This window comes from Mesorhizobium silamurunense (assembly GCF_014843825.1).
Lineage (GTDB): Bacteria > Pseudomonadota > Alphaproteobacteria > Rhizobiales > Rhizobiaceae > Mesorhizobium > Mesorhizobium silamurunense.
This window is the reverse complement of record NZ_JHQR01000012.1, coordinates 15,860-39,246: the sequence shown is the minus strand read 5'-3', so window position 1 is coordinate 39,246 and position 23,387 is coordinate 15,860. Positions and strand designations below refer to the sequence as shown.

Here is a 23,387-nt window from a genome sequence, read left to right as displayed (position 1 = left end):
TCACCCTATCGCCTGACATCGATTTGAACCGCCGATGACCATTCACAGCCTCTCGCCGGACATTCTCAGCGCCTTCGAAGGCGCAGTCGGACGGAGCGGTCTCACCACAGACGCTGCCGGAATGGCGAAATACCTCGGCGATTGGGCGGGCGACTATCGTGGCGGCGCCCTCGCGGTGCTGCGCCCCGGTTCGGCCGCCGAGGTGCAAGCATTGATGCGGCTTTGCAGCGAGCTCGGGCTCGGCGTCATTCCGCAGGGCGGCAACACCGGGCTGGTTTCAGGAGCCATCGATACCAACTGCGCCGGCCTGGTCGTCGTCAGCCTGGAGCGGCTGAACGCCATCCGCCGGATCGATCCTGACAACTTCACGCTTCAGGCCGATGCCGGCTGCGTTCTCCAGACGATGAAGGACGCCAGCGAGGCCGAAGATTGCCTGTTTCCGCTGGCGCTCGGCGCGCAAGGCAGCTGCCAGATCGGCGGCAATGCCGCGACCAATGCCGGCGGCGTCAACGTGCTGCGCTACGGCATGGCGCGCGATCTGATTCTCGGCCTGGAAGTCGTTCTTGCCGATGGCGAGCTGTGGAACGGCTTCTCCGGCCTGCGCAAGAACAATAGCGGCTATGACCTGAAGCAGCTTTTCATCGGCTCGGAAGGCACACTCGGCATCATCACCGGTGTCGAGGTCAAGCTGTTCCCGAAGCCGGCCCAGGTCGAAACAGCCTATCTCGGTCTCTCCTCTTTCGAAGCGGCAATGACGCTCTTCAACCGGGCGCGCCGGGCCTGCTCCGATCTGATCTCCGCTTTCGAGATCATCGGCGCGGAATGCGTCGAGCTTGCCCGGCTGATCGAGCCTGGAATGACGGCGCCGGTCACGGCACCTGCCCAGGCTCTGATCGAATTGTCATCGGGGCCGACAATCGACCTAAACGGCATACTGGCCGGCTTCCTAGCAGATGCCATGGAAGAAGGTCTGGTAACCAACGCGGTCCTCGCGACCAGCGGCGCGCAGGCAAAGAGCTTCTGGGCGATCCGCGAAAAGCTGGTCGAAGGCCAGGCGAAGCGTGGCTATCATGTCCGCACCGATCTGTCGGTGCGTATCTCGGACATCCCTGCCCTGATCGAGCGCGCCCGCCGCTTTGTGGCGATCGAACATCCTGGTTGGATTGCCCTCGCCTATGGCCATGCCGGCGACGGCAACATCCATTTCAACGTGCTGCCGCCGCTCAGTCTCGGTGCGACCGAAGCTCGAGCGCGCGGCATAGCGGTCACGGCGGGACTATACGACATTGCAGTCGATCTCGGCGGCTCGATCAGCGCCGAGCACGGCATCGGCCGCAGCCGCCGGCGCGAATTCTGGGACGCGCTCTCGCCAACGCATCGCCGCATGGTCACCGCACTAAAGACCGCGCTCGATCCCAAGGGGCTTGTGAATCCCGGCTGCCTGCTGCCTTCGACGGAGACTTTTTCATGAAGCAAAGACTGGCCGCCATCGGCACCGTCGAAACTTTGCCGCACCGGGTCGCGGCCTTCCTCAGCCGCGAGATAGAATCCGGCGAATTGAACCCGGGCACGCGCCTGCCGACCGAACAGGAGCTTTCCGAGAAATTCGGAGTCAGCCGCAATGTGGTGCGCGAAGCGATCGCCCAGCTCAGGGCCGACGGCATCATCGAGGCCCGGCAAGGCATCGGCGCCTTCGTGCTGGCGCCCGAGCAAAGGGCCGCCATCCGCATCGACCGTGAGGCACTCAAGGACACGCACAATATGGAGCGGCTGTTCGAGCTGCGCTGCATCCTCGAAGCCGAATCCGCAGCGCTTGCCGCGGCGCGGCGCAAGCAGGAGCATCTCGACTCGATCAAGGCGGCGCTCGACCGCATGGGCGGCGAGGAGCGTTGGGAAGAAGGCAGCATCGACGCCGATCTCTTGTTCCACCGCGAGATCGCCCGCGCCACCGGCAACAGCTACATCCACACCTTCATTTCCTTCGTCTGCGAGCAGATACGCCACTCGATCCACTACGCCCGCCTCACCAACCCGCTGCACGACTTGGTCGAGGTCAATGTCGGTGAGCATGTGCGCATTTACGAGGCGCTGGTGGCGGGCGATCCGGCGGCGGCGGAAGCGGCGATGCGCGCCCACATCGTCGGCGCCGCCAACCGCGTCGGCGTGAAGCTGCCGACCCGTAAAATCAGCGGAGCGAAATAGCCATGCCGGCGAGCGTCACCCGCATCTCCGACGTCTGCCTGCTCGTCGAAAACATCGAGCGGACAGTCGACTTCTATGTCGGGAAACTCGGCTTTCGCCTGCGCCGCCGCGCCGAAGGCTTTGCCGATTTCCAAGGCGAGGGCGTGACGCTCGCCGCCTGGGAACTCGACCACATCAACCGTCACACCGGCGTATCCAACCTTAGATCGCCGCGTCACGCCCACAAGATCTGCGTCGCCGTCCAGCTCGATAGGCCGGACGATATCGACCGCCTGCATGGCGAGTTGAGCGCCAAGGGCGTGCCCTTCTACGGGCCGCCCGAAAACTACGTCTGGAACGCGCGCTGCGCTTATTTCACCGACCCGGACGACACGCTCTGGGAGCTCTACGCCTGGCTCGACGGCGGCCCTGGCGACTACCACCACGAACAGCCGTAGACGACGCCGAGCCGGAGGGGAGCGGCGCTTGGAAAGAAGAGACAAGAAGTCTGCAACAGGAGCGAAAAATGAGTGGGAACCGAGACTACGAACTGAACCGCCGCACTTTCGTGAAAAGCGGCTTCGCAGCTGTCGCGGCCGCCTCGGCCGGCATGCAACTGATGCTGACGCCGGGCGCCAGAGCCGCCGGCAAGGTGGTTATCCAGTATGACTGGCTAATGTCCAACGGCCAGATCGGCGACATCGCGGCCGTCGCCAACGGCTATTTCAAAGATGCCGGGCTGGAGGTCGAATTCAGCCCCGGCGGCCCCAACGCCTCGACGGTGCCGCCGGTGATCTCCGGCGCTGCGCAACTCGGCCAGTTTTCCGAAACGCCGCAGCTCTACTCAGCACGCGCCAGCGGCGTGCCGGTGAAGATCATCGCCTGCGGCTTCCGTACCGGCCCTTATGCCTTGACCTCGAAACCGGCGAAGCCGATCCGCAACGTGGCCGATCTCAAGGGCAAGAAGATCGGCATCCAGCCGACGGCGCGCTTCGTCATCGACGAGATCCTGGCCAAGAACGGGATCGACCCCTCCGAGGTCACCATCGTCAATGTCGGCTTCGACAAGGGCCCGTTGGTACGCGGCGATGTCGATGCCATCGGCGGCTGGATCACCAACACCCAGGCATTGAGCGTCGTCGGCGACGACCGCATCGACCTCCTGGTGCGCGACCTCGGGCTTAGTTCCTACGCCGACGTCTATTTCGCCACTGATGCGGCGATAGAGAAGGGTCCCGAGACGCTGGCGAAATTCATCGGCGCCGTCGGCAAGGGCTGGGGCTGGGTTCACGCCAACCCGCAGGAAGCGGTGAAGAAAATGGTCGCCGCCTATCCGGAAATGGATCTCGGCTGGGAGGAAAAGACCGTCAACCTGGTGCTCAAGCTCTCCTTCGACGGTGCGACCGCCAAGGATGGCTGGGGCACGTTCGACCCAGCCTCGATCGAGGAGCAATTGGCATTGCTCGACAAGGTTGGCCAATATCCGAACGGGCGCCCGGCCGCCAAGGATGTCTACACCACCAAGATCCTGGAACTTTCGGCCACCGACCGGCCCAAGCTCGACGCCCCTGCGGCCTGATGGCGAACGCGATCGAAGCCAACAAGCTCGATGTCGGCTATGGCGGCCGGCAGACGGCCGTCAAAGTGCTCGCCGGCCTCGACCTCACCGTCGCGGCCGGCTCATTCCTGTCGATCCTCGGCCCGTCCGGCTGCGGCAAGTCCACCCTACTCCGCGTGGTGGCGGATCTGCTCGATCCGCTCGGCGGCACGATCAGCGTGCTCGGCGGAACGCCGCACGCGGTGCGCTCGCGCCGCGACGTTGGCTTCATCTTCCAGGATTCCACTTTGCTCCCCTGGCGCACGGTGCGCGACAATGTGCGGCTGCCGCTCGGTGTCGGCCAGCGCAGCCTGACGCGCAGAATAGAGGACCGCAGCACGGAACTGATGGAACTGATGGGACTTGGCGGTCTCAGTGAACGCCTGCCGCATCAGCTTTCCGGCGGCCAGCGTCAGCGTGTTGCGATCGCCCGCGCACTGCTTGGCGAACCAAAACTGCTTTTGATGGACGAGCCCTTCGGCGCGCTGGACGAGATCACGCGCGACCGGCTCAACGACGAATTGCTGGCTCTCTGGCGGCGTACTGGCACGACCATCCTTTTCGTTACCCATTCGATCGCCGAGGCCGTCTACCTTGGCGAGCGCGTCATCGTGCTTGCCGCCAATCCGGGCCGCGTGATGAAGGACCTCGACATGCGGCCCTTCAAGCAGGAAGGCAACCGCTGCAAGCGCGAGGATGCCGCGATCGTCGCCGCCATGGCGGAACTGCGCGCCGCGCTGGAGCGCGCATCGTGAGACCGGCGCCGCTTTCCCCGCAAATGACCATTGCGCTGCCCGTTCTGGGCGCCGCTTCGATCCTGCTTGCCTGGCAGTACGTGCTGCCGCTGCTGGGCGTCCCCGCCTATATCGTGCCGACGCCGACCGCGATCTTCGGCGTCTTCCAGAAGAATTTTCCGCTTCTCATCGACAATCTGAGGCCAACGCTGATCGAGGCGCTGGCCGGCTTCGTCACCGGCAATCTGGCCGCCGTGCTGCTTGCCGTGCTCTTCGTGCACAGCCGCATCCTGCAAGCAGCCTATTTCCCGATTGTCCTGTTCTTCAACACCATCCCGATCCTGGCGCTCTCGCCGATCATCATCCTGATCTTCGGCCTTGGCATGACCCCGAAGATCGTCATCGCCGCGGTGATCTGCTTCTTCCCGACGCTGGTGAACATGATCCGCGGCCTGGACTCGGCAAGCGACAACGAGCACGAGCTTTTCCGGGTGCTGTCGGCGACGCGCTCGGAGATTTTCTGGAGCCTGCGCCTGCCACGCGCCCTGCCTATGCTGTTCTCCTCTCTCCGCATCGCCTCCGCGACGGCCGTGATCGGAGCGATCGTCGGCGAATGGATCGGCTCGGACAAAGGCCTCGGCGCGCTAATCATCCAGGCGACCTTCAACTACCAGTCCGACCGCCTCTACGCTGCGATCGTGCTCTCGTCGTCGCTATCGATCGCGCTGTTCTGCATCGTCGTGCTAATCGAGCGCCGGACCATCAGATACTGAACAAGCGCGCCACCCGGTCCGTGCAAAACCCTCACGAGCCGGTGTTCGCCTTGGTCAGTCCGATTGCACGGCCAGAAACCGGATCGCCGCCGAAGCCAGGGTCGCGACGCCTATCTTCAATGCCGCCTCATCGACACGAAACCCGGGATGGTGAAGCGGATAAACCGATCCGACCTCCTCGTTGCGGATTCCAAGCCGAAAATAGACCGACGGGCGTCTCTGACTGTAGTAGATGGCGCCGGATCTCGATCATCTGGTCCAGAATGCCGGGATCGATATTGGCCGCAACGGCGCTCCCGGCAGGGCCGCCATCGCCTCGCCCTCAGGGTTTGACATGAATCTCTCGCGGGAACTTGGTCAAGGTCTCGTGGCTGGTTTCGGTCACCAGGATGGTCTCGCTGATTTCGATGCCCCAACCATCCATCCACATGCCGAGGATGGAATGAACGACGTTGCCGGGGCGTAAGCACGGTCTTGTCGCCGGGCCTGAGGCTGATCGTGTGTTCGCCCCAATCCGGCGGATAGGCGACGCCGATGGAATAGCCGATGCGCGATTCCTTCTTCAGTCCGTAGCGTTGGATAATCTTGCGCCACGCAGCCTCGACTGCTTCGGCCGATGTTCCCGGCCTCACCGCGTCGAGTACCGCATCCATGCCCTCGATCACTGCCTTGGCGGTGTCCGAGACACGGGTCGGTGTCTTCCCCAGCTGCATCGTTCGTGCCAGCCCGGCCGCGTAGCGGCGGCAGACGCCGGCGAGTTCCAGCGCAATCGTCTCGTTGTCTCCAAACCGCCTGTCGCTCCACATGATGTGCGGAGCCGAAGCATTCTCGCCGCCGAGGATCGTCGGTGGAAGGGCACGCCCGCGAAATCCGGGCTGCCGGCGATCTGCGCCGCCTGGATGGAGGCAATGGCATCGCATTCGCGAACGCCCGGCGCGATGACTTCAAAAGCCCGCGCGACGGCAGCTTCGGCGAGAGTCGACGCCTTGCGCAGATAGGCGATCTCGGGCGCGGATTTGACCGCGCGGATCCAGTTCACCAGGAGATCGGCATCATGCCATCTTGCGTTGGGAAGCCCAGCGACAAGCCGGGCATGCCCTTTTGGAGAGAAATAATAGGCTTCGTGTTCGATGCCGATGTGCCTGTTTCCCCAGCCCTTGTCGACGATCCAGTTGGCGATCCAGTCCATCGGGTGGCGGTCGGCCCGCTGAACATGGTCTTCCGGGAAACCGACCACATTCTCGGGCTTCATCCAGGCCGTCAGAAGACCGCCTGCCGCATCCATGGCGCAGCCGATCCAGACCGGTTCGGCCTCCTCGATCGGAACCAGCACCACCTGCGGCGTGTAGAACGACCAGCCATCATAGCCGGTGATGTAATGTTGGTTGGCAACGTCGTTGACGGTCAGCAGTTCGAGACCACGCTTGGCCATCTCGGTGCGGATCTTGCGAAGCCGCTGCTGGTATTCGGCGCGGGCAAACGGCAGTTCGATCATTTCTGCTCCATGCTTGTTGGATCAACGGTTGCTGGTGCCGTTCACCATTGAGGCGGCTTCAACATGGAGGCAATCAGCCAAGGCCGCCACGTCGACAGGTCCTACCAAGGCTTGTCCTTTCTTGAACCCTCGGCCCAAACTTATTTTTGAATTCCATTTGACTGAATAAATCTTCTCTGCGAACCTTGCGTCAACTGGGAGCGCAAGCCATGGCGTTGCGGGGAACCAATCAGGAGTTCGGGCGGCCGTACAACCGGCGCATCGTGCTTGAGTCCATCCGCCGCTTCGGCCCCATCGCCCGCGGCGAGATCGCCCGGCATGTCGGCCTCACTGTCCAGACCGTATCGACCATCGTGCGCGAATTGGAGGAGCAGGGTTACATCCTGTCGGTTCGCGAGGAGCCGAAGGGCCGCGGCCTGCCGCCGACCACACTGCGCATCAATCCGGAAGGTGGTTTCGCCGTCGGCATCCACCTCACCCCGCTCGGCATCGACGCGGCGCTGATCAACCTCAGCGGCGACGTGATCGAGAGCGCGCATCGCGAGGCGCCAAACGCCGCTCCCGACGACGCCTTCGATGCTATTGGCGCCATGGTCACCGAACTGACCGGCCGCCGCTCGGCTGGCCGCGTCATCGGCATCGGCATGGCGCTTCCGGGACCGTTCGGCGTCGAACCGATGAGCTTCGTCGGACCGACCACCATGGCAGGCTGGCAGGATGTTCCGCTGCGCGAGCGGCTGACCGCCGTCACTGGCCTGCCGGCCTTCTTCGAGAACGACATGGCGGCCGCCGCAATGGGCGAGCGCCTCTACGGCATCGGCGCAAAGCACGCCGAATATTACTATCTCTATTTCGGCTTTGGCCTTGGCGGCGCCATGCTGCATGACGGCAGCGTGCTGCGCGGCGCCTGGGGCAATGCCGGCGAGATCGGCCATGTCCCGGTCGTCCCGGGCGGCGAGCCCTGTCCCTGCGGCAACCGCGGCTGCCTCGAGCGCTACATCTCGCTGGAAGCGCGCGGCCGCTGGAGCGGCAACGATGCCGACTGGGTGGCCGGGGTCGCGCCGATCTTTCGCAACGCGATCGCCACCATCGAGAACCTCTTCGACCCCGAGACGATCGTTCTCGGCGGACTGGCCTCGCCTGCCCTGCTCGAGCGGCTGGCGGCATCGGCGGAGCCGCTCCACAATTCGGTCTCGGCCCGCAGGGACCGACGGATATCCCGCATCCTTGTGGCGCAGGGCGGCCAGCACACGGTGCTGCGGGGGGCGGCGGCGCTTGCCGTTTCGGGTGTGCTTTCGCCGCGCTTCGGCCAGATCTTCACCGCCAAGCGGCAGAGCGAGGGCGACCTTCTGAAAGGCGGAGACATCGCGGCATGAGCGAACCCCTGCTGGTCCTCGACAACATCGCCAAGAACTACGGCGCCATCCAGGCGCTGCGCGGCATCAGCTTTTCGATCGGACGCGGCGAGGTCGTGGCCCTCCTTGGCGACAACGGCGCCGGCAAGTCGACGCTGGTCAAGATCATCGCCGGCGGGCTGGAGCCAACCTCGGGCCGCATGCTGTTCGAGGGCAAGGAGTTCCTCGCCAAATCGCCCGCCGAGGCCAAGGCCGCCGGCATCGAGACGGTCTATCAGGACCTCTCGCTCTGCACCAATGTCGACGTGGTGGCCAACTTCTTCATGGGCCGCGAGATCACCCGCAAGGTGCTCGGCGTTCCGGTACTCGACGAGCGCGCCATGGAGGCCGTGGTGGCCAAGGCGCTGGCCAATGCCGGCACGCGCATTCCCTCGCTGCGCACCAAGGTCGAGCATCTCTCGGGCGGCCAGCGGCAGGCGATCGAGCTCAACCGCTTCGTCCATTGGGGCGGCAAGCTGGTGCTGCTCGACGAGCCATTCGCCGCGCTCGGCGTCGAGCAGACGCGGCGCGGCCTCGACATGATCCGCCAGGTGGCGAGCCAGGGCATCGGCGTCGTCATCATCACCCACATCATGCAGCAGGCCTTCCAGGTCGCAGACCGGATCGTGGTGATCCGCCAGGGCGTCGTGGCGGGCGATGTAGCGCGCAACAAGACAAGTCCCGATGCGGTGATCAACATGATCACCGGGGAGACGCTCGCCGGTGCCGGACCGGCGGGCTGAGGGACAAATGAGGGGTCCGGCGAGAAGAGGAGCGAACGACATGAAGCGAATGCTATTTTCTGTCTTCGGTATCCTGGCACTGGCCGTTGCCACGCTCACGCCGGCATTCGCCCAGTCCAAGGGTACCGTCTATTATCTGGTGCCGACACTGCTCGATGAATTCCAGACCGGCTCGGTGAGCGCGCTGGAGCTGTTCCTGAAGCAGGTCGGCTATGACTTCAAGACGCTGAACGCCGACAACAAGACCGACGCCCAGCAGTCACAGATGAACGACGTCATCGCGCTGAAGCCGAAGGCGATCATCCTTGCGGCGGTCGATTTCAATGCGCTGAAGCCGTCGGTCGAGGCGGCCCGCGCCGCCGGCATCCCGGTGGTCGAATTCGACCGCCAGATCACATCCACCCCCTCCGACTTCACCTCGGTCGCCGGCACCGTCGAGATCGGCCATGTCGCCGCCGACCAGGCTGAGAAGCTGCTGAAGGCGAAGAACGGCTCGGTGAAGGGCAAGATCCTGCAGGTGTTGGGCGATCCCGGCGATCCCTACACGCTCGATATCCAGAAGGGTTTCGAGGAGAAGATGAAGGCGTTCCCGGACGTCAAGATCATCTCGCTGCCGGCCATGCAGTGGGAAGCGAGCAATGCCGGCACCATCGTTGCCGACCAAATGCTCGCCAATCCCGATATCGACCTGATCTTCAGCCACGCCGCCCATCTATCGGTCGCCGGCGTAGCCTCGCTGGAGGCCGCCGGCAAGAAGCCGGGCGATGTGATGCTGATGAGCTCGAACGGCGCGCCCGTCGGCCTCGACCTGATCCGTAAGGGCTGGCTCAACGTCGAAGTCGAGCAGCCGCTTTACGCGCAGGCGGCGGCGGTTGCCATGTTCATGGACAAGGTCGTCAACAAGCAAGAGATCAAGCCCGGCTACTATGACGTGCTTGGCCTGAAATCGGTGGTGACCAAGGAAGCCTGGGGGCCGAACATCAAGATCCCCGGTGCCGCGATCACCAAGGAAAACGTCGACAACCCGGCCTTCTGGGGCAACCAGAAGCCGCCGACGGACACGGTGAAGTCAGTCGAATAAGACCGCGAGGATCGCTCCGGGCCACAATCGGTTCGGAGCGCCCCTCAAAAGCCGCGTGCGCGCATTGAAGCGCGCGGGACGCTGCAACACCTTGAACCTGCGCACCAACCGGATCAGCTCATGAACCCCCGCACCCGCCACGCTCTCGAGCTCGTTCTCGACAACCTCGTCTGGTTCATGCTGGTCTTCGTGCTGGTGGTCTTTTCCCTGCTCATTCCGAACTATTTCCAGCTCGGCATCTTCGCCAACATCATCGAAGCCTCCAGCGTGCTCGGCGTGATGTCGATCGGCCTGGCGCTGGTCATCATCGCCGGCCACATGGACCTGTCGGTGGAGTCGGTCGCGGCGCTCAGCGCCATGGCGGTCGGCATCCTGTTCTGCTCGTCGGGTATCGGCCTCGGCGTGCAGCTGCATCCGGAATGGCTGATGGTGCCGGTTTCGCTGCTGCTTGCCGTTCTCGTCGGCGGCATCATCGGCGCCTTCAACGGGCTCCTGATCGTCAGGGTGAAGATGAGCGCCTTCATCATCACGCTGGCGTCCTACATCTGGGTGCGCGGCCTCGTGCTGGTCGTTTCGGGCGGCCGCTCGGCACAGGATCTTGCGCCGGCAATCCGCTGGTTCGGCATCCAGCGCCTCGCCGGCCTGCCGCTCACCGCCTGGATCGCCATTGCCTGCTACGTCATCTTCTCGCTGATCATGGCCAAGACGCCCTTCGGCCGGCATCTGGTGATGATCGGCGGCAACGAGACGGCGACCTTCCGAGCCGGCATCCGCGTTAACCGTAACCTGATCATCGCCTTCGTGCTTGCCGGCGCCATCGCCGGCCTCGCCGGCTGGCTGCTTGCCATCCGCACCTCCGGGGCGACTGCCAATCTCGGCGTCGGCCTGCTCTTCAACGCCTTCGCGGCCGTCGTCATCGGCGGCGTTAGCCTCAAAGGCGGCGTCGGCACCTTGCCCGGCGTCTATGCCGGTGTGCTGCTTTTGTCGGCCATCAACACCGCCATCAACCTCATGGGCCTGCCGGCCAACTTCACCCAGGTCATCCACGGCCTGCTGGTGCTGGCGGCCGTGCTGCTCGACGCTTTCAAGCAAACCATTCGCCAAAGACTCGCATGACTGGACGGCTCGCATGACTGGACGCATCGAAGGCAAGGTGGCAGCGATCGTCGGCGCCGCGCGTGGCATCGGCAAGGGCATAGCCCAGCGCTTCGCCGAGGAAGGCGCAAAACTGGTCCTTGCCGACAGCGAAGCCGAAGCCGGCAAGGCGAGTGCCGACGAGTTGGGTGCCGCCTTCATCCACACCGACATTTCGAAAATGGCCGACGCGGAAGCAGTGGTCGCATTGGCGCTGCAGCGTCACGGACGCCTCGACATCATCGTCCAGAACGCCGGCATCTACCCTTGGCAGCTCATCGAGAACACCAGCCCGGAGGATTGGGACCGCGTCATGGCGGTCAACCTGCGCGGCAGCTTCAACGCCGCGCGTGCCGCGCTGACGCCGATGAAGGCTCAGGGCAGCGGCCGCATGCTCTTCACCTCCTCCATAACCGGCCCGCAGGTGAGCAGCCCCGGCCATGGCCATTATTCTGCGAGCAAAGCCGGCATCAACGGCTTCATCCGTGCCGCGGCACTTGAGTTTTCCGGCTACGGCATCACCGTCAACGGCGTCGAACCCGGCAACATCCTGACCGAAGGCATGAAGCTTCACCGCGATGCCGCCTTCATCAAGAGCATGGAGGACGCCGTGCCGCTCGGGCGCCTCGGCACGCCGCGCGACGTCGCCAACGCCTTCCTGTTCCTGGCCTCGGACGACGCCAGCTACATCACCGGGACGACCATCGTCGTCGACGGCGGCCAGCTCCTGCCCGAAGGCCAGGATTTCCGCCTGACGCCGCCGTGATTCTTGATTGGTGCCGGGAAACTGGTGGGCGATGACGGGCTCGAACCGCCGACATCTTCGGTGTAAACTTTCTAACCCCCTCTGAAAGCCGCAGCGCGCTGGGAATAGAGCGCTTCGTACACGGGCGTTTTCGGCACCATGTTCATCCTGTGTTCTTCATTGCAGGTTCAGGTGTGACAGAGGGAACTTCGTAAATTCCAAGTTCCAGAGCGCTTGCGGCTTTGCGAAGATGCTGCGGGCTGTATCTCGCATAAACGCGGTAGGTGATAGCGATATTGCTGTGCCCGAGATATTGGCTGATTTCAGGGATAGGCACACCGGCCTCTGCCATCCATACGGCGGCGGTGTGGCGGAAAACATGCGGGCTGACATCCTGTAGCCCGGCCTTCGTTGCTGCGGTCTCTATGGCCTTCTTGACGGACTTGATGCCATCGCCAGCCCACTCCACCACGTAGTCGCTCAGAGCGCCCTTGCGGGCCTCCTGCAGGGCGGCAAACAATGTGTTGTTGATTGGCGGATTTGCCCTCCCCTTTTGCTCCCGCGTGTTCTCCGGGTCGGTCAGGTAGATGACGCGCCGTTGGAAATCGACACGATCCCAAGTCAACTCCAGCAGTGCCGATATGCGCGCCGCCGTGCCAAGCATGAGATGTATGCAAAGTCGGACGTGGGGCAGTGTAGCCGCGGCCAAGACGCGCTTTGCCTCGTCTCGCGTCAAATGCCTATCCTTGGGCGCCGGCTTCTTCGGCCGTTCGATCTCGGGAGCAAAGCCGATAAGCCGCTTCTTGAGCGCCCACACAAGAACCGTGCGCAAGTGGCCCAACTCGGTATGTATGGCACCATCGGAACGCCCCAGCTTCCGCCGTGTAGCGGTGTAGGCGTCGCATTCGGCCTTGGTGATGTCCTCGCCGTCCCTGTGCCCGAAGTGCGGCAAGATGGCTTTGCCGGTAAAGCTCATCGTCGTGGCGATCGACTTTGCCGCCTTGTCCAGACGATACGCCTCCCAAAGGTCGGCGACCTTTCTGCCCTGCGGCCTGGTTAGCTCCGCAAAGACGGCTGGCGCAAGGCGTTGAGCTTCGCGCGGATCACTGGTGCCGAGTGAATGGCGGTGACGTTTTCCGTCCCGGTAGAATGCAAGGGCAAGACCGCCCCTGAGTCGTGTGATGCTCCAGTCCGACATTCGTAAGCCTCCACATCCTCGCCCCTGATTCGCAGCAACTTGCCGCCCAATTTGAAGCTTGGCAACTCGCCCGCGGCGATCAGGTTGCGGACATGGCGCTCAGAGCAAAGCCAAAGATCGGCGACCATCTTCGGCGTCATGGCACGAGGAAGGGTCATGCGGCGCTGCCTCCCGGTCTGTTATGGCCAAGCCATGCGCGGCGCTGGATCTCAAGCTGAACTGCCATGCTGAAGGCGTCGATTTCGCTTTGGATGACATCGAGCGCAACGCCGGCCGTCGAAAGACGTTCGACCATGGGGCCGATGACTCTCTTCCAATAGGCATCGGCGTTTCTGCCGTGCTTGCGCTCGAGCACCTCAGCGCAGCGGCGGACCTTTCCGACATTGGCCGATAGAGGGAACACCACCAGTCGGAACCGCGGTCTCCAGGTAAGGAGGTCGAGTTGGTCAGAACACATCGGCCGCCCCCCATGTGGTATATCTATATGTGTCCTCGTAGCGGGACCGACAGCCCCATGAAACGAAGGTGTACGGTACCCGTGACGGGACCGTGAAGCGGTTTTCACCCATATTTCTGAGCCTCCGGGGTGCTTAGGTGTCCTTGTGGCGGGACCGAGCGTACCTGTGAGAGGACCGTGATTTTTTCCTCCGGCCGCCAGCGCATGAAGTCCTTTCGTGGCAATTCGCCGGTCACATCGCATTTGTACTCAGTGAGCAGCCACTCGGTCGCACGCTTGACCTTGACGCTGAACGCCCCCTTGGTGACGACGGCCACGAAGCCTTTGCTCTGCAGATTGGAGAAGCTCATCGAAACCGCATTCTTGCCGATGCCGAGCGCGTCGGCGGCATCCCGGATAGACAGCCCGATACGCCCATTGTTAAAGCCGTCGTACCGCCACTTGAGCTCGAGGTAGAGTGCACGGTCATTGGGCGTGGCATGCTGCCAAGCCGTCGACCTGATCAGATATCCCTCGATCAGTAGGAACTTCGCTTTTCCCTTCCTCTTGTATCGGCTGCTCATGCGGAACCTGATGCATCTGGAGAAAGCAGCCGGTTGATGTTGAGGTCGGCGATGTCTTCAGCAAGTCGCGTAAGATCCTCTTCTGAGAAATCGGGCCACCTCGATTGCAATTCAGCAGACACCGTCAACGGTGGCTTTTCGCGGTTCGCATCATAGTAGTTGCGAATTGCTAGGCGCCTGGCGGCAATATCAGTCATGCGCGAGCCGCCATGCGCTCATGCGCCCGCAACAATGCCTCAGCGGCCTCCAGACGGTCGCGGGCCTTGTCGATCTCCTCTGGCTTGGGCGCCAGTCCGCGGCCTTCCTGTGCGTCCTCGCGCTGGCGCAACAGGCTATCGAGCCGGACTTGCGCATCATCGGCCTGTTGCCGAAGGCGGCTGAGTTCGTCGGCGCCGGACATCACGCCGCCTCCGCGTCTCGCTCGGCAATGCGGGCGTTGATCCACGCATCAATTTCCGAGTCGACGAAGCCTTTTCGTTTCAGGGTGATCTGGACGAGGCGAGGAAATTTGCCATCCCGCGTCAATTTCAAGAGTGTCGACCGGCAAATCCCGACACGTTTGGCGGTTTCTTTGATGGAGAGAATTTGCATTGTTTTGCTGCCTTTTGTTGCGCAGCAATGTGTAATAAGGCCAAAAATCGCTCTGTCTACAATGCACCGGAATCTTAGCTGTTTACGGAATTTTTGGTACACCCCAAGGCTTCAATGTTTTCAGGTGTTATTCGTTGATTTATTAAATCTCTGTAATATACGCTGTACAGGGCAAGAAAAAGCCGCCCCGAAGGGCGGCTTGGCCAAACGCCACGATTGGCGGCCGAAGAATCAGCGAGTCGACGGCAAGCGCTCGACCAGCTTGACGGGTCCAAGGCCATACGGATCAACGACGACTTCGCCCTCGTCGTAGTAGCCTTCGACCTCTCGCACGAGCAGGATGGCTTGTGCGGGCGCGATTGTTTCGAGCAGAACACCACCGTTAGCGCTGCGTTGCCAGTGCTCGCCAAAACTGCGGGCCGTGGTGCGATCTGTGCTCCACGAAAAGCCGTATGAGGCGGAGCGGCGTTCCCTTGCGCTGGCGCCACGATAGAGCCGGATTGGCTCCCCCCGGTAGGCTGGAGGCATCAGAATGCGCAGCGCTCCCGCCATGGCCAACGTCGAGCGGCAAGTGCTTGTGCTCGATCCAGACCGACAAGAATGCTTCCCGGATGCCTGAGGCGACATTGCGAAGCCGTGAAACACCGATGGCAGCATGGCGCCAGCCGTCGACTGTTGTTTCATTGATCTGATCGACCGCAGCGTAGAAGCCGGCGACGTCGCCACTTATGCAGGCCGCAGCAAAGGCCTTGCCGGCAGCAATCGCGTCTCGCCGCTCTCTCAGGATTGCCGTGCGGAATTCCCGCTCGGGATCGCCGGCATCTTCCGATAATACGAGCTTCATGGCTTTGGCTCGAGGCGGCAGAGAATGCCGAAATTAAAATCTGTATCGTCGGCCAGGCTGTACCAGATCGGCTTGAGCCCCTTGGCTGAGACATACTCGTCAAGCGCTGCCATGTATTCCTTGGCGGATGCCGCCATGCGTTCCATTGGCGAGGCCTGGGGAATTGTGGTATTAAGGCAATCGGTCATTAGAAGCTCCCTTGTAGCTTTTGTTGACAAGTAGCGGGGAGCTTGTGTCCGCAAGCCCCCGCTGCGAACCTCAGAATCATGGCTCTAATTGCCATATCCAGTCAAGTGGATAACTGTGACTTTTTACCAGTAATAATTCGATAGAGTGGATTTTGCATATTTTATCTTGCTGCCACCTTGGTAGCGGTGTCGCCCCACAGGGAAATCAGTGACTTATATTTAATCTGCGATTTGCATTTCACATTATAAGGCCGCAAAAAACCCGCTGCCTTGTTCCGACGCCATTTGACGCCGTCATTTTGCTACAGCAAGATGAAGTTTGGGCGAAGGGGGAGGAAACTCTTGGAAAGATATAAGTATTTGGCGGCCGCCGGTCTAATCGTGGCCTATCTGTTTTTTCCGAAGCTGTTTAATTCTGGCGAAAAGTCCGGGTTGGCGGCCTCCGTCAATCAGGAGGTCGCGACCGGTTGCAAGTCACTCGACCCACAGAAGATTCTTGCCTCTTGGCAAAGCACTATCGACACCATCAACCGAGTAGACGACCACTCAGTTGCGGTGCATGTCTGGACGGAAAAGTGGGCCGCGGCTGGTAATAAGGGACAAGTGAGCATTGCCATCGCAGCCTATTGCAGTGTGGCAGACGCGAGTGGAAAGGGCGTGGCGCTCATCAAGGGAAGTCTCAATGAAAAGCTCGGCGCGGTCGTCGACGGAAACTACATGCGCTGAGACTTCAGGTCCGCCGGGTGAGCGTCTAATCACGGCAGAACGGACAGGGAACAAAAACCTTGTGGGAAAAGCCAGCCCACAGCGGGCGTGGGACGCTTGTTGCCTGTAGATTGGAGGGTGCTGGCTAGGGTTTGCGGTGTCCCCTGACAAGAGACGCGTTCCGCAAACCCTGCGTACCAGTAGGCGCACCCGCCGGCGGGAGATGGCTAGCACCCATCTCCCGTTGGGTGCTGCAGAGGCAACATTGGCGTGAATTTCACTTCCGCGCAACGTTAGTCGCTACAAATGTTGTGATCTAAAATTCGGTGATCAGGGCAGCTAGGGGAATCATGCAATGCGAGACTGGGAAGACGACTACATTGACGCTTGGAATCTAGGTGGAGCGACCGCAGTCAATAACCTGATCAAAGACAGATGCCCCAACCCGGAAGATCGCGTTCGAGTAGCCCTGCGATTGGATGACACGGGTCACTGGGATGTGTTGACTCACAAATCTGGGAGAACTGGCAAGATAGATCTAGCGGTAATCCGGCAGTATCTCGGCTGCTGAGACCAGGAATCACACAAAAAGGAAAGGGCCTACGCGCTCAGCGTCGACAGATCGGCGGGCAGTTTTGCTGGGTAGAGCGTCATCGAGCGGATATAGATGTCGTTAAGCGAGTTGCCGGTTCCGACGCCGTCATGACCGAATAGGACGGTGTCGACAGACGCCAGATGGGTCAGGTAGTTCACGGTCTGCGTAATTGCGGTGTTGCCGTCATGGCACAAGGCATATTCATAGTTACCGCCACCGACATTGCGGGCCAGGGTCATGGCAATCTTATGAGCACCAGCCCCGGTCACGCCATCGTCAATGAGTATATCCCAATAATCACTGAGATTGCCAAGGGCAGCGGCAATGATGGCCTCGCTTGCGACATCAAGGTTGGCGCCATCCGCCATGAACATCAGGAAGCCAGACGGATCGATGGCCGAACTGATGTCGAATAGGATCGTGCAGCCGGCGGCCAACCCTGTGGCCAGATCAGAAAGGAAATCGCCGATCGCCTTTGGCGCGTTGCCGTTTGATGGCGTGATCCGCATGCCGTAGCCGGAGATCGCCCCAGCATCGAAGCCGCCGCCGAGTAGATCGACAACCGCCGCTGTCGATCCGCCGGCATAGTAAAAGCCGTTGACGAAATCGAGAAATGCCGTCGCGCCAGGTGGCAGCGAGCCGCCGCCGCCACCGGAAGCGGCTTGCGATGAGATAACGCCAAAAGGGAAAGTCATGCGAACCTGCCGAAGGCCATCCACATATCGGTATCGTATTGCCACAGAGTCGCCGGCACCCATGAGCCGTCTAAAACGACACTTCCGCCGCTCGAGCCGTTTACTGAAACGCCCGTGTCGCCGGTCACCGTGACAGCGCCGACGCCGATCCCTGCAACGCTGATGACAGCACCGACAGGCAACGCGACATCAGCATGCGCCGGGATCGTCAGGGCGATCGGGGACGCATTGTCGAGCGTTATGCCCCCGCCTGTGTCCGCCAAGTCAAGCGTGTAGGTGGTGCCAGTTTGCGCGTTTGGAGGGACCATGCCGAACTGCGAATAAAGCTCAGTGAACATGTCATTGATCTTGTAGCCGCCGGCGCGGATGTCATCGCCGGTTCCGTCATTCCCTGAAGATCCAAGGTTGATGGTTTGCTGTCCCATTTACGGCTCCTGATCGAATGTGTTGACGGTGCTGTCGAAGGTGACCCGGGCAGAGTCCCACGTCGGCGTGTAGTTGAAGACGACGTGGCGCCGCGCTCTATAGCCGCGGCCAAAGGCGCCCATCATGTAGACTTCAAAGGTGAGTTCGTCGGGATAGCCGCCGAAGTCTGAGAGAACGTCTGCGTCATCGTAGTGCACGGCGCCGGCCGCGCTCTCCAGCGTCCGTAAAACCGTTGACCCGTCCATGATGTCGATTTCGAACGAAAGTGATGCCTCGCCAAAGTTTACCGGGTTGAGGCCGGCAGCGAGGCGGGAGCGGTAGTTCCACGACAGATCGATTCCGTCTGGGCTTCCAAGTGCCGCATTGAGGTTCACGCAGGCGTAAGGCGTCTCTGCCGCGCCCCGGAGCGTGTGGACCACAGCAACCGATGCAGCCGGGCTTTGGCCAAAGCCCACGGCCTTGTAGAATTTGGTCCTGTTGAGGTCGGCAGACCCATGCAAAACCGGCTCCACCCATTCGGCGCTGACCATTACGAAAAGGTCGCCAACCTGGTGGAGAGGTGCGAACACTTCCGTGCCGCGATAGCCCCTCACGGCAAAGCCAGAGAGCGTGTAGCTGCCGTCGCCGTTGTCGGTGACGGTCTTGAAGCCTACACCCTCCCAGCGGCCCGCAGAGCCCACGAATGCGAGGTTCTTTCCGGCCAGAACTTCGTCCTCAGTTCGGTCGACAAGCAGCGTTGCGTCACCGGAGATTTTCCGGATGGTGACGGTCGAGTCATCCGTGGTCGCAAATGCATCGAAAGGATTGGCCAGAACGTCGACACACACGCCTATGACACCGCCGTGCGCGGCCTGGTCGTACTCAACAGAGAGCTCGCTTGCGTTGTCTCCACTGTAGAGCGTGCCGCCGCCCCAGTTCGCTTGTCCGCGCGAGGCGACCACGCCGTATTGAACGATCCCGGCGCCGGCTGCGTCGTCTGAATAGCGAAGCAGTGGGATATCCAGATGGATGTATTGCGACAGCACAGTGACCGTTGAGATCCCGGAGAAACCGGCGTTGGTTACGGCCGCCACATCGGCCGATAGCGCAGTTTGAAAGCCCCTGGCCTCGAAATCGATCTGGAGGTTTTCCCTAACGTTCACCTTCGTCAGTTCGACCGTGTAGGCGACGTTGCCGGACGGGACGCTGACGACATCACCGGGGATAAGGTGCGTGAAATCGGAGAAGGTGGAGAAGCGATGCGTCCGCTCCTGCGCCTGCGTCCTCAAGAGCATCTCCTGGACGAGGCGCTCTGCGTCGGCATCGGACAACACCATAGACGTGGAGAAGTTCATCTCCTTCGTCGAGCGCGTGACCTCGTACATCTCGTCAAAGCTATCCGCGTAAACGGTGCGTTGCTGGTAGTTGTCGTCTTTGGACGTGTATTCCAGCGTCACCTTTGAGATCTGAGTCAGGTCGCTTTCGTCATCCGAGTTGACGGAGCCGTTCCGTTTGAAGACGAGATCGTCATCGGCAAGCGTCGCGTCTACCACGAACGAGCCGTCAGTCGGCGTTTTGCGGAAGACGATCTTGCTCCCGATGTCGGTCCAAACGAACCCGAGCGGATCCTGATAGGACCGAAGCAGAGATTGAATGTTCGCGCCGTCCTTGTCGATAACGTCTCCCCAATCCGACAGACCTTCAAATCCAGAAAACTCGATCTGATCGATTGTGTAAGGGCCAAGGCAGGTCAGAAGGTCGGTGATATGGCTTTCAAGAGTGATCTCTCCGGGTTGCGTGCCGGGCAATGTGTATTTCGTCCAAACCGTATCGCCAGTTGCCATGAAGTAGGACAGGCGGGCTTGATCGTAGAGACCAAATCTTGCGTCATTCACGCCCGTTTGCGCATAGACATCGTCAAGCAACGTCGCCGTGTGACTGCTGATATCGATAGACCAGAGCTCTTCTGTTGCCGATCGGAATAGCGCAAATCCTGGTTTAGGGAAGGCCCTGTCACCTGACAGGTTGTCCACCAACGGGAACAGCGTCTGTGAGAGGGTAAAGGCGTCAGCAACCGCCCCGGTGTCAGGCGTCACAAGCTGGACGTTCTCCGTGCCGGAGAGTTGCTCGAGGACGAGGAGAAATTCGGTCAACGGATCGTAGTGGATGCCAGTAACTATACCGACAGACGAATAAGCGAGCGCCGTCGACCACGTCTCCCCATTGTAGGTGACTTCGGTGCAAGTTGAGCTGCTATGCACGAAGAAGGACGCAGCGCCGGCCAAGTGTCGGCCAAGCGAGAAATAGACGGACCCTAGTGCATCATTGCGCGTGACGTCGAATGCGCCGGACGCAATGTCGATCACCGCCATAAAGGTTCCGAGACCGCTGCTGCCGTCAACATCAGCACCAAGCAGCAGCCACTTATCTTCAAATTGCTGGCTCATCATCCAGTAAGCTGACACGTCGGTATCTTCGCGCCATTCCGCTACGATGCGGCCCGTCGAAGCGTTGTAGACCCGCGACGGAGAAGTTGTTTCAGCCGGCACGGCCAGGCGAATGACGACATGACCGGAGCCGCGAAGGGCTACGATGAAAGCAGCATTGTTGACATACGCGGACGAGTCTTCGAGCGGAACGCGGTAGAGTTCTGTTTCCGTGTCGACGTCCAAGACTGAAAGGTAGCATGTCGTCAGAGAGGGAATCTCGGCAGTCGTCAAAACCTGATAGATCAATCCGTCATTCGGATCGTAGGTGCTCCTTGGTGTATTGTTTAGATTGACCGGCTCTTCTCCTGTCCATCTGATTTCTGTCACGCCGCCGACGTCGGTTGCAGCGTTGGAGATGACGGCGGTAATGGTCGGTGCCTGAGCGGCCGGGTAGTCGGGCAGGAAGATGAGAACATCGCCATGGTGAGCGCCGGCGTTCGGTCCAACGATCTGCCTGACGATGGGGTCTACCGCCGTCTGAAGCCCATTGTAGAATCGGAAGGCAACCTTCGGAATGGCACCGTTCTCAGCATCGAAGACCACTTCACCATCGGCCTCGAGCCTGATCAGCGAATAGCCGCGGCGGAAGTAATCCTTGCAGAGCAGATAGCCGACATCGATCGTTGCCACAGACGTGGGCTCCGGATAGGTCAGATTGAACTGTGACCCGATCCGAGTTCCTTGGTGGTGGTGGTCACTATTTTGGCCTGGCCATAAACCGGGATGCCGTCGACACGGCCGGTTCCGATGACCGCTGCCTTTGGGCGACCCAGAGCAACCGGTGTCACAAGCCCGGTTCGGCGCGTGATCGTCTTGTTTGGGCGCGGTGCCTCGGGCGGGAAAGTATAATGCCCGACTGTAACTTTTGTGCCGAGAGGAGGCATTAGCCAGCCCTTATTCAGAGAAACGAAAAAGCCGCCGCCCGAAGGGCAGCGGCTTGAAATTGGTCATTTGGCCTTCAGGTAGTTGGCCGCATTTCTGCAACTCACAGTGCAGTATATCGCTCGGGTTCCAGAGCTCGGCCGAAACAACGTCCCGCAATGTGCGCACTGGCGGGCCGGGAGTGCAGCCGAAATGCACTCGCGCGAGCAATAAAGGTGATTGGAGTGACGCTGCCGATAGACCTTGCTGCAGTGGTCACAACGCCGCTCTGGACGCTTGGCTTTCCCTTTGTCGGCACAACTCTTCGAACAGTATTTCCCAGCCTTAAGCCGATCCGATGGGCGAAAGGGAGTGCAACAGACGGCACACAGCTTTTCCGCTATGCGATCGGGCCGCGCGTGCTGAGCGCAGCGCTGAGAGCAATACTTGACTTCGTCCGATGACGGCCGGAACCACTCGCCGCACGTCCCGCATTCGCGCCTGCCGCGTTGCTCCTTGCCGCGGAGATAGAAGGCCCTCATCGTGACCTTTGCGCCGGTGTATAGGTCCGCTTCGTCGCAACGGATCTTGGTTGCGATGCGGCACAAGTCGGAGCAGTAGGAAACCCGCCGCAATTGGCGCTCAGACGTGTCGATTAGTTTGCCGCACCCAAGACAATTTTCCCGATCGGCGCCTTCAGGTTGACCCTGCAGCCAGGTCGGGCGCCGGTGACCTTTCAAGCATGTTTCGATGATCGACGCGGCTTCGTCGTCCGCCCGCTGCCATGAATGGCCCTCAAGGCACAAAGCAGAACGGAGTCCCGTCCGACAGGCCCCTTCGTGTTCGAAGGGACTAAGCCGCCAGTCCGCCATGATCTCCATAACTTGGCTGACGATGTGTTTTCGCTTATCGCCTCCAAAGATCGGGCGCGCCGACTTCTCCATGATGATGGCTTAAGACTGCGATTCCGCCGTGATCTCAGTTCCCTCTCGGAAGCCGAGTTCGCGCAATCCCTTGATGTCGTAAGTCACCCCCTCGCACTCGAGGCGGTCCACTTCGGAAATGCCGGATAGATAGCTGATCCGGAAAATGACCAGGTGCACCGCGTAGCGCTGATGCAGGTCAGACGCGAACCGCTCGTCTTCCTTTTTGTGGATCTTCTCAGCCCAAACGGTGCGCCAAGTTTGCCACTCAAACACCGGCGCGTTCAGCAAATCTGTGCCGGTTTCAACCCGCCGAAGGATGACGAGCCGCCTATTGCGATTGCCTATGCGCATTGGTGTCACCGATACACACGGAAGGGCTGGATCAGATCGCAGGCAAGGAGCGGGATCTCGTAGGGCTTGGCGAATGTCACCGGCTGGCGTTCCACATAGTAGTGGGCAGCCATGACGCTAATCGCCTGTAGAATCGGCGGCGGAACGTTCTCTTCACTGTCGCCATAGCCGGCGCGAAAGCGGACCTGTACAGCGTCCGCTACCGGCCGGCTGTCGGGCCATTTCTCACCATAGGCCGGAGAGATTTCAGGCCGCCAGGAACCGGCGCCAGAGACGCGATACGCCGACGGATCCAGCGTTTGAAGCGTGCCGTCGGTGTCGAGATATTTGATGCGAATAACTTCCTGCAGCGGCGGAAGCGGAAGTTCGATGCATCTTGGAAAGCAATCGAGATAGAGCGTCCACTCTTGCGTCAGCAGGCAGCGTCCAAGCCGCCCCTGATTCCCGTCTAGGCGTGAGACCGCCGCGCTGATGCACGACAGAATATAGGCCTTGTCAGTCGGCAGGGAACCGCCGAATTCGATGCGAAGATGGTCGCAAACCGGCCGCAAAATCAGGTCGGCGAGCGATTCCGGCGGGGTTTCGAGCACAAGATTCATGGTGACTCTCGCAAAAGTGGGAGGGCGGCCCTGAAGCCGCCCT

At 61.2% G+C, this 23,387-nt stretch carries 26 protein-coding genes and 2 pseudogenes; 13 read left to right on the top strand and 15 right to left on the bottom strand.

The features are described from left to right. The first annotated feature begins 34 nt into the window (after positions 1–34). The 6 genes from DH10_RS01360 (at position 35) to DH10_RS01335 (ending at position 5,285) form a co-directional block, all read left to right on the top strand. Positions 35–1,471 carry an FAD-binding oxidoreductase gene (locus DH10_RS01360; protein ID WP_192253843.1) on the top strand — a complete coding sequence of 479 codons (1,437 nt, stop codon included), beginning with the start codon at positions 35–37 and terminating at the stop codon, positions 1,469–1,471. Beyond that, on the top strand, positions 1,468–2,202 hold the full coding sequence (locus DH10_RS01355) for a FadR/GntR family transcriptional regulator (RefSeq protein ID WP_192253841.1): 735 nt from the start codon (positions 1,468–1,470) through the stop codon (positions 2,200–2,202). Before DH10_RS01360 ends, DH10_RS01355 begins: the two co-directional genes overlap by 4 nt. Positions 2,203–2,204: 2 nt before the next feature. Further along, a complete protein-coding gene (locus tag DH10_RS01350) occupies positions 2,205–2,639 on the top strand; it encodes a VOC family protein (protein WP_192253839.1) in 435 nt (144 codons plus the stop codon). Positions 2,640–2,707: 68 nt separating this feature from the next. After that, positions 2,708–3,760, top strand: a complete 1,053-nt coding sequence (locus tag DH10_RS01345) for an ABC transporter substrate-binding protein (protein ID WP_192253837.1) — start codon at positions 2,708–2,710, stop codon at positions 3,758–3,760. Further along, entirely contained in the window at positions 3,760–4,533 is a 774-nt protein-coding gene (locus tag DH10_RS01340) for an ABC transporter ATP-binding protein (protein ID WP_192253835.1), read from the top strand. Before DH10_RS01345 ends, DH10_RS01340 begins: the two co-directional genes overlap by 1 nt. Then, positions 4,530–5,285, top strand: a complete 756-nt coding sequence (locus tag DH10_RS01335; protein ID WP_192253833.1) for an ABC transporter permease — start codon at positions 4,530–4,532, stop codon at positions 5,283–5,285. The genes DH10_RS01340 and DH10_RS01335 overlap by 4 nt, the downstream gene beginning before the upstream one ends. Before the next feature lie 322 nt (positions 5,286–5,607). Here the strand turns inward: DH10_RS01335 and DH10_RS01330 are convergent. After that, positions 5,608–6,780 (bottom strand): annotated as a pseudogene (locus DH10_RS01330) (M24 family metallopeptidase). A 209-nt stretch (positions 6,781–6,989) separates the two neighbouring features. On the opposite strand from DH10_RS01330, the gene DH10_RS01325 reads away from it, so the two are divergent. The 5 genes from DH10_RS01325 to DH10_RS01305 all read left to right on the top strand — a co-directional run bounded on the left by DH10_RS01325 (position 6,990) and on the right by DH10_RS01305 (position 11,898). Beyond that, complete coding sequence (locus DH10_RS01325; RefSeq protein ID WP_192253831.1) at positions 6,990–8,156, top strand: ROK family transcriptional regulator; 1,167 nt, start codon at positions 6,990–6,992, stop codon at positions 8,154–8,156. Then, positions 8,153–8,917: an ATP-binding cassette domain-containing protein gene (locus DH10_RS01320; RefSeq protein WP_192253829.1), complete on the top strand. Its 765-nt coding sequence runs from the start codon at positions 8,153–8,155 to the stop codon at positions 8,915–8,917. Before DH10_RS01325 ends, DH10_RS01320 begins: the two co-directional genes overlap by 4 nt. 40 nt (positions 8,918–8,957) lie before the next feature. Continuing rightward, positions 8,958–9,998, top strand: a complete 1,041-nt coding sequence (locus DH10_RS01315; protein WP_192253828.1) for a sugar ABC transporter substrate-binding protein — start codon at positions 8,958–8,960, stop codon at positions 9,996–9,998. Positions 9,999–10,118: 120 nt separating this feature from the next. After that, positions 10,119–11,114, top strand: a complete 996-nt coding sequence (locus tag DH10_RS01310; protein ID WP_192253826.1) for an ABC transporter permease — start codon at positions 10,119–10,121, stop codon at positions 11,112–11,114. A gap of 13 nt (positions 11,115–11,127) precedes the next feature. Beyond that, positions 11,128–11,898 (top strand): SDR family NAD(P)-dependent oxidoreductase, encoded by a 771-nt coding sequence (locus DH10_RS01305; protein WP_192253824.1) that lies wholly within the window; start codon positions 11,128–11,130, stop codon positions 11,896–11,898. Between the two features lie 142 nt (positions 11,899–12,040). Here DH10_RS01305 and DH10_RS01300 read toward each other — a convergent pair whose 3' ends face one another. The 8 genes and pseudogenes from DH10_RS01300 to DH10_RS01265 all read right to left on the bottom strand — a co-directional run bounded on the left by DH10_RS01300 (position 12,041) and on the right by DH10_RS01265 (position 15,238). Further along, on the bottom strand, positions 12,041–13,075 hold the full coding sequence (locus tag DH10_RS01300; RefSeq protein ID WP_192384096.1) for a tyrosine-type recombinase/integrase: 1,035 nt from the start codon (positions 13,073–13,075) through the stop codon (positions 12,041–12,043). Positions 13,076–13,089: 14 nt separating this feature from the next. Further along, positions 13,090–13,203: pseudogene (locus tag DH10_RS38070) on the bottom strand (hypothetical protein); the annotation flags it as partial. A gap of 26 nt (positions 13,204–13,229) precedes the next feature. Beyond that, positions 13,230–13,532, bottom strand: a complete 303-nt coding sequence (locus tag DH10_RS01290; RefSeq protein WP_246811453.1) for a DUF6074 family protein — start codon at positions 13,530–13,532, stop codon at positions 13,230–13,232. A 104-nt stretch (positions 13,533–13,636) separates the two neighbouring features. Continuing rightward, entirely contained in the window at positions 13,637–14,095 is a 459-nt protein-coding gene (locus DH10_RS01285) for a helix-turn-helix domain-containing protein (protein ID WP_192384094.1), read from the bottom strand. Beyond that, positions 14,092–14,292, bottom strand: coding sequence for a hypothetical protein (locus tag DH10_RS01280; RefSeq protein WP_192384093.1), 201 nt, complete (start codon positions 14,290–14,292; stop codon positions 14,092–14,094). Before DH10_RS01280 ends, DH10_RS01285 begins: the two co-directional genes overlap by 4 nt. Further along, positions 14,289–14,495, bottom strand: coding sequence for a hypothetical protein (locus DH10_RS01275; protein ID WP_192384092.1), 207 nt, complete (start codon positions 14,493–14,495; stop codon positions 14,289–14,291). Before DH10_RS01275 ends, DH10_RS01280 begins: the two co-directional genes overlap by 4 nt. Next, a complete protein-coding gene (locus DH10_RS01270) occupies positions 14,495–14,686 on the bottom strand; it encodes a helix-turn-helix transcriptional regulator (RefSeq protein WP_192384091.1) in 192 nt (63 codons plus the stop codon). The genes DH10_RS01275 and DH10_RS01270 overlap by 1 nt, the downstream gene beginning before the upstream one ends. 231 nt (positions 14,687–14,917) lie before the next feature. Further along, entirely contained in the window at positions 14,918–15,238 is a 321-nt protein-coding gene (locus DH10_RS01265) for a hypothetical protein (protein WP_192384090.1), read from the bottom strand. Between the two features lie 103 nt (positions 15,239–15,341). Between DH10_RS01265 and DH10_RS01260 the strand changes: the two genes are divergently transcribed. Then, complete coding sequence (locus tag DH10_RS01260; protein ID WP_192384089.1) at positions 15,342–15,518, top strand: hypothetical protein; 177 nt, start codon at positions 15,342–15,344, stop codon at positions 15,516–15,518. Positions 15,519–15,526: 8 nt separating this feature from the next. Here the strand turns inward: DH10_RS01260 and DH10_RS01255 are convergent, their stop codons facing one another. Continuing rightward, positions 15,527–15,718 (bottom strand): hypothetical protein, encoded by a 192-nt coding sequence (locus tag DH10_RS01255; RefSeq protein ID WP_192384088.1) that lies wholly within the window; start codon positions 15,716–15,718, stop codon positions 15,527–15,529. Between the two features lie 342 nt (positions 15,719–16,060). Between DH10_RS01255 and DH10_RS01250 the strand changes: the two genes are divergently transcribed. Next, positions 16,061–16,444 carry a hypothetical protein gene (locus DH10_RS01250; RefSeq protein WP_192384087.1) on the top strand — a complete coding sequence of 128 codons (384 nt, stop codon included), beginning with the start codon at positions 16,061–16,063 and terminating at the stop codon, positions 16,442–16,444. 579 nt (positions 16,445–17,023) lie between these two features. On the opposite strand, the gene DH10_RS01245 is transcribed toward DH10_RS01250, so the two are convergent. From DH10_RS01245 to DH10_RS01225, 5 genes are all read right to left on the bottom strand, one after another. After that, the gene (locus DH10_RS01245; RefSeq protein WP_192384086.1) at positions 17,024–17,713 is read right to left on the bottom strand and encodes a hypothetical protein; all 690 of its coding nucleotides are present in this window, start codon (positions 17,711–17,713) and stop codon (positions 17,024–17,026) included. Next, positions 17,710–18,138 carry a hypothetical protein gene (locus DH10_RS01240; protein WP_192384085.1) on the bottom strand — a complete coding sequence of 143 codons (429 nt, stop codon included), beginning with the start codon at positions 18,136–18,138 and terminating at the stop codon, positions 17,710–17,712. Before DH10_RS01240 ends, DH10_RS01245 begins: the two co-directional genes overlap by 4 nt. After that, positions 18,139–21,237 (bottom strand): phage tail protein, encoded by a 3,099-nt coding sequence (locus DH10_RS37790; protein WP_192384084.1) that lies wholly within the window; start codon positions 21,235–21,237, stop codon positions 18,139–18,141. A 1,184-nt stretch (positions 21,238–22,421) separates the two neighbouring features. After that, positions 22,422–22,745, bottom strand: a complete 324-nt coding sequence (locus DH10_RS01230; RefSeq protein ID WP_192384083.1) for a head-tail adaptor protein — start codon at positions 22,743–22,745, stop codon at positions 22,422–22,424. A 5-nt stretch (positions 22,746–22,750) separates the two neighbouring features. After that, on the bottom strand, positions 22,751–23,344 hold the full coding sequence (locus DH10_RS01225; RefSeq protein ID WP_192384082.1) for a head-tail connector protein: 594 nt from the start codon (positions 23,342–23,344) through the stop codon (positions 22,751–22,753). Positions 23,345–23,387 lie beyond the last annotated feature (43 nt).

What these genes read in the sequence shown, in the direction of transcription:
- DH10_RS01340 (WP_192253835.1), top strand. Translation starts at nt 3,760, where the DNA reads ATGGCGAACGCGATCGAAGCCAACAAGCTCGATGTCGGCTATGGCGGC.
- DH10_RS01310 (WP_192253826.1), top strand. Translation starts at nt 10,119, where the DNA reads ATGAACCCCCGCACCCGCCACGCTCTCGAGCTCGTTCTCGACAACCTC.
- DH10_RS01280 (WP_192384093.1), bottom strand. Translation starts at nt 14,292, where the DNA reads ATGACTGATATTGCCGCCAGGCGCCTAGCAATTCGCAACTACTATGAT.
- DH10_RS01265 (WP_192384090.1), bottom strand. Translation starts at nt 15,238, where the DNA reads ATGGCGGGAGCGCTGCGCATTCTGATGCCTCCAGCCTACCGGGGGGAG.
- DH10_RS01240 (WP_192384085.1), bottom strand. Translation starts at nt 18,138, where the DNA reads ATGGGACAGCAAACCATCAACCTTGGATCTTCAGGGAATGACGGAACC.
- DH10_RS01255 (WP_192384088.1), bottom strand. Translation starts at nt 15,718, where the DNA reads ATGACCGATTGCCTTAATACCACAATTCCCCAGGCCTCGCCAATGGAA.
- DH10_RS01270 (WP_192384091.1), bottom strand. Translation starts at nt 14,686, where the DNA reads ATGCAAATTCTCTCCATCAAAGAAACCGCCAAACGTGTCGGGATTTGC.
- DH10_RS01300 (WP_192384096.1), bottom strand. Translation starts at nt 13,075, where the DNA reads ATGTCGGACTGGAGCATCACACGACTCAGGGGCGGTCTTGCCCTTGCA.
- DH10_RS01245 (WP_192384086.1), bottom strand. Translation starts at nt 17,713, where the DNA reads ATGACTTTCCCTTTTGGCGTTATCTCATCGCAAGCCGCTTCCGGTGGC.
- DH10_RS01345 (WP_192253837.1), top strand. Translation starts at nt 2,708, where the DNA reads ATGAGTGGGAACCGAGACTACGAACTGAACCGCCGCACTTTCGTGAAA.
- DH10_RS01315 (WP_192253828.1), top strand. Translation starts at nt 8,958, where the DNA reads ATGAAGCGAATGCTATTTTCTGTCTTCGGTATCCTGGCACTGGCCGTT.
- DH10_RS01355 (WP_192253841.1), top strand. Translation starts at nt 1,468, where the DNA reads ATGAAGCAAAGACTGGCCGCCATCGGCACCGTCGAAACTTTGCCGCAC.
- DH10_RS01275 (WP_192384092.1), bottom strand. Translation starts at nt 14,495, where the DNA reads ATGTCCGGCGCCGACGAACTCAGCCGCCTTCGGCAACAGGCCGATGAT.
- DH10_RS01290 (WP_246811453.1), bottom strand. Translation starts at nt 13,532, where the DNA reads ATGTGTTCTGACCAACTCGACCTCCTTACCTGGAGACCGCGGTTCCGA.
- DH10_RS01305 (WP_192253824.1), top strand. Translation starts at nt 11,128, where the DNA reads ATGACTGGACGCATCGAAGGCAAGGTGGCAGCGATCGTCGGCGCCGCG.
- DH10_RS01360 (WP_192253843.1), top strand. Translation starts at nt 35, where the DNA reads ATGACCATTCACAGCCTCTCGCCGGACATTCTCAGCGCCTTCGAAGGC.
- DH10_RS01350 (WP_192253839.1), top strand. Translation starts at nt 2,205, where the DNA reads ATGCCGGCGAGCGTCACCCGCATCTCCGACGTCTGCCTGCTCGTCGAA.
- DH10_RS01260 (WP_192384089.1), top strand. Translation starts at nt 15,342, where the DNA reads ATGGCGCCAGCCGTCGACTGTTGTTTCATTGATCTGATCGACCGCAGC.
- DH10_RS01230 (WP_192384083.1), bottom strand. Translation starts at nt 22,745, where the DNA reads ATGCGCATAGGCAATCGCAATAGGCGGCTCGTCATCCTTCGGCGGGTT.
- DH10_RS01225 (WP_192384082.1), bottom strand. Translation starts at nt 23,344, where the DNA reads ATGAATCTTGTGCTCGAAACCCCGCCGGAATCGCTCGCCGACCTGATT.
- DH10_RS01285 (WP_192384094.1), bottom strand. Translation starts at nt 14,095, where the DNA reads ATGAGCAGCCGATACAAGAGGAAGGGAAAAGCGAAGTTCCTACTGATC.
- DH10_RS01325 (WP_192253831.1), top strand. Translation starts at nt 6,990, where the DNA reads ATGGCGTTGCGGGGAACCAATCAGGAGTTCGGGCGGCCGTACAACCGG.
- DH10_RS01320 (WP_192253829.1), top strand. Translation starts at nt 8,153, where the DNA reads ATGAGCGAACCCCTGCTGGTCCTCGACAACATCGCCAAGAACTACGGC.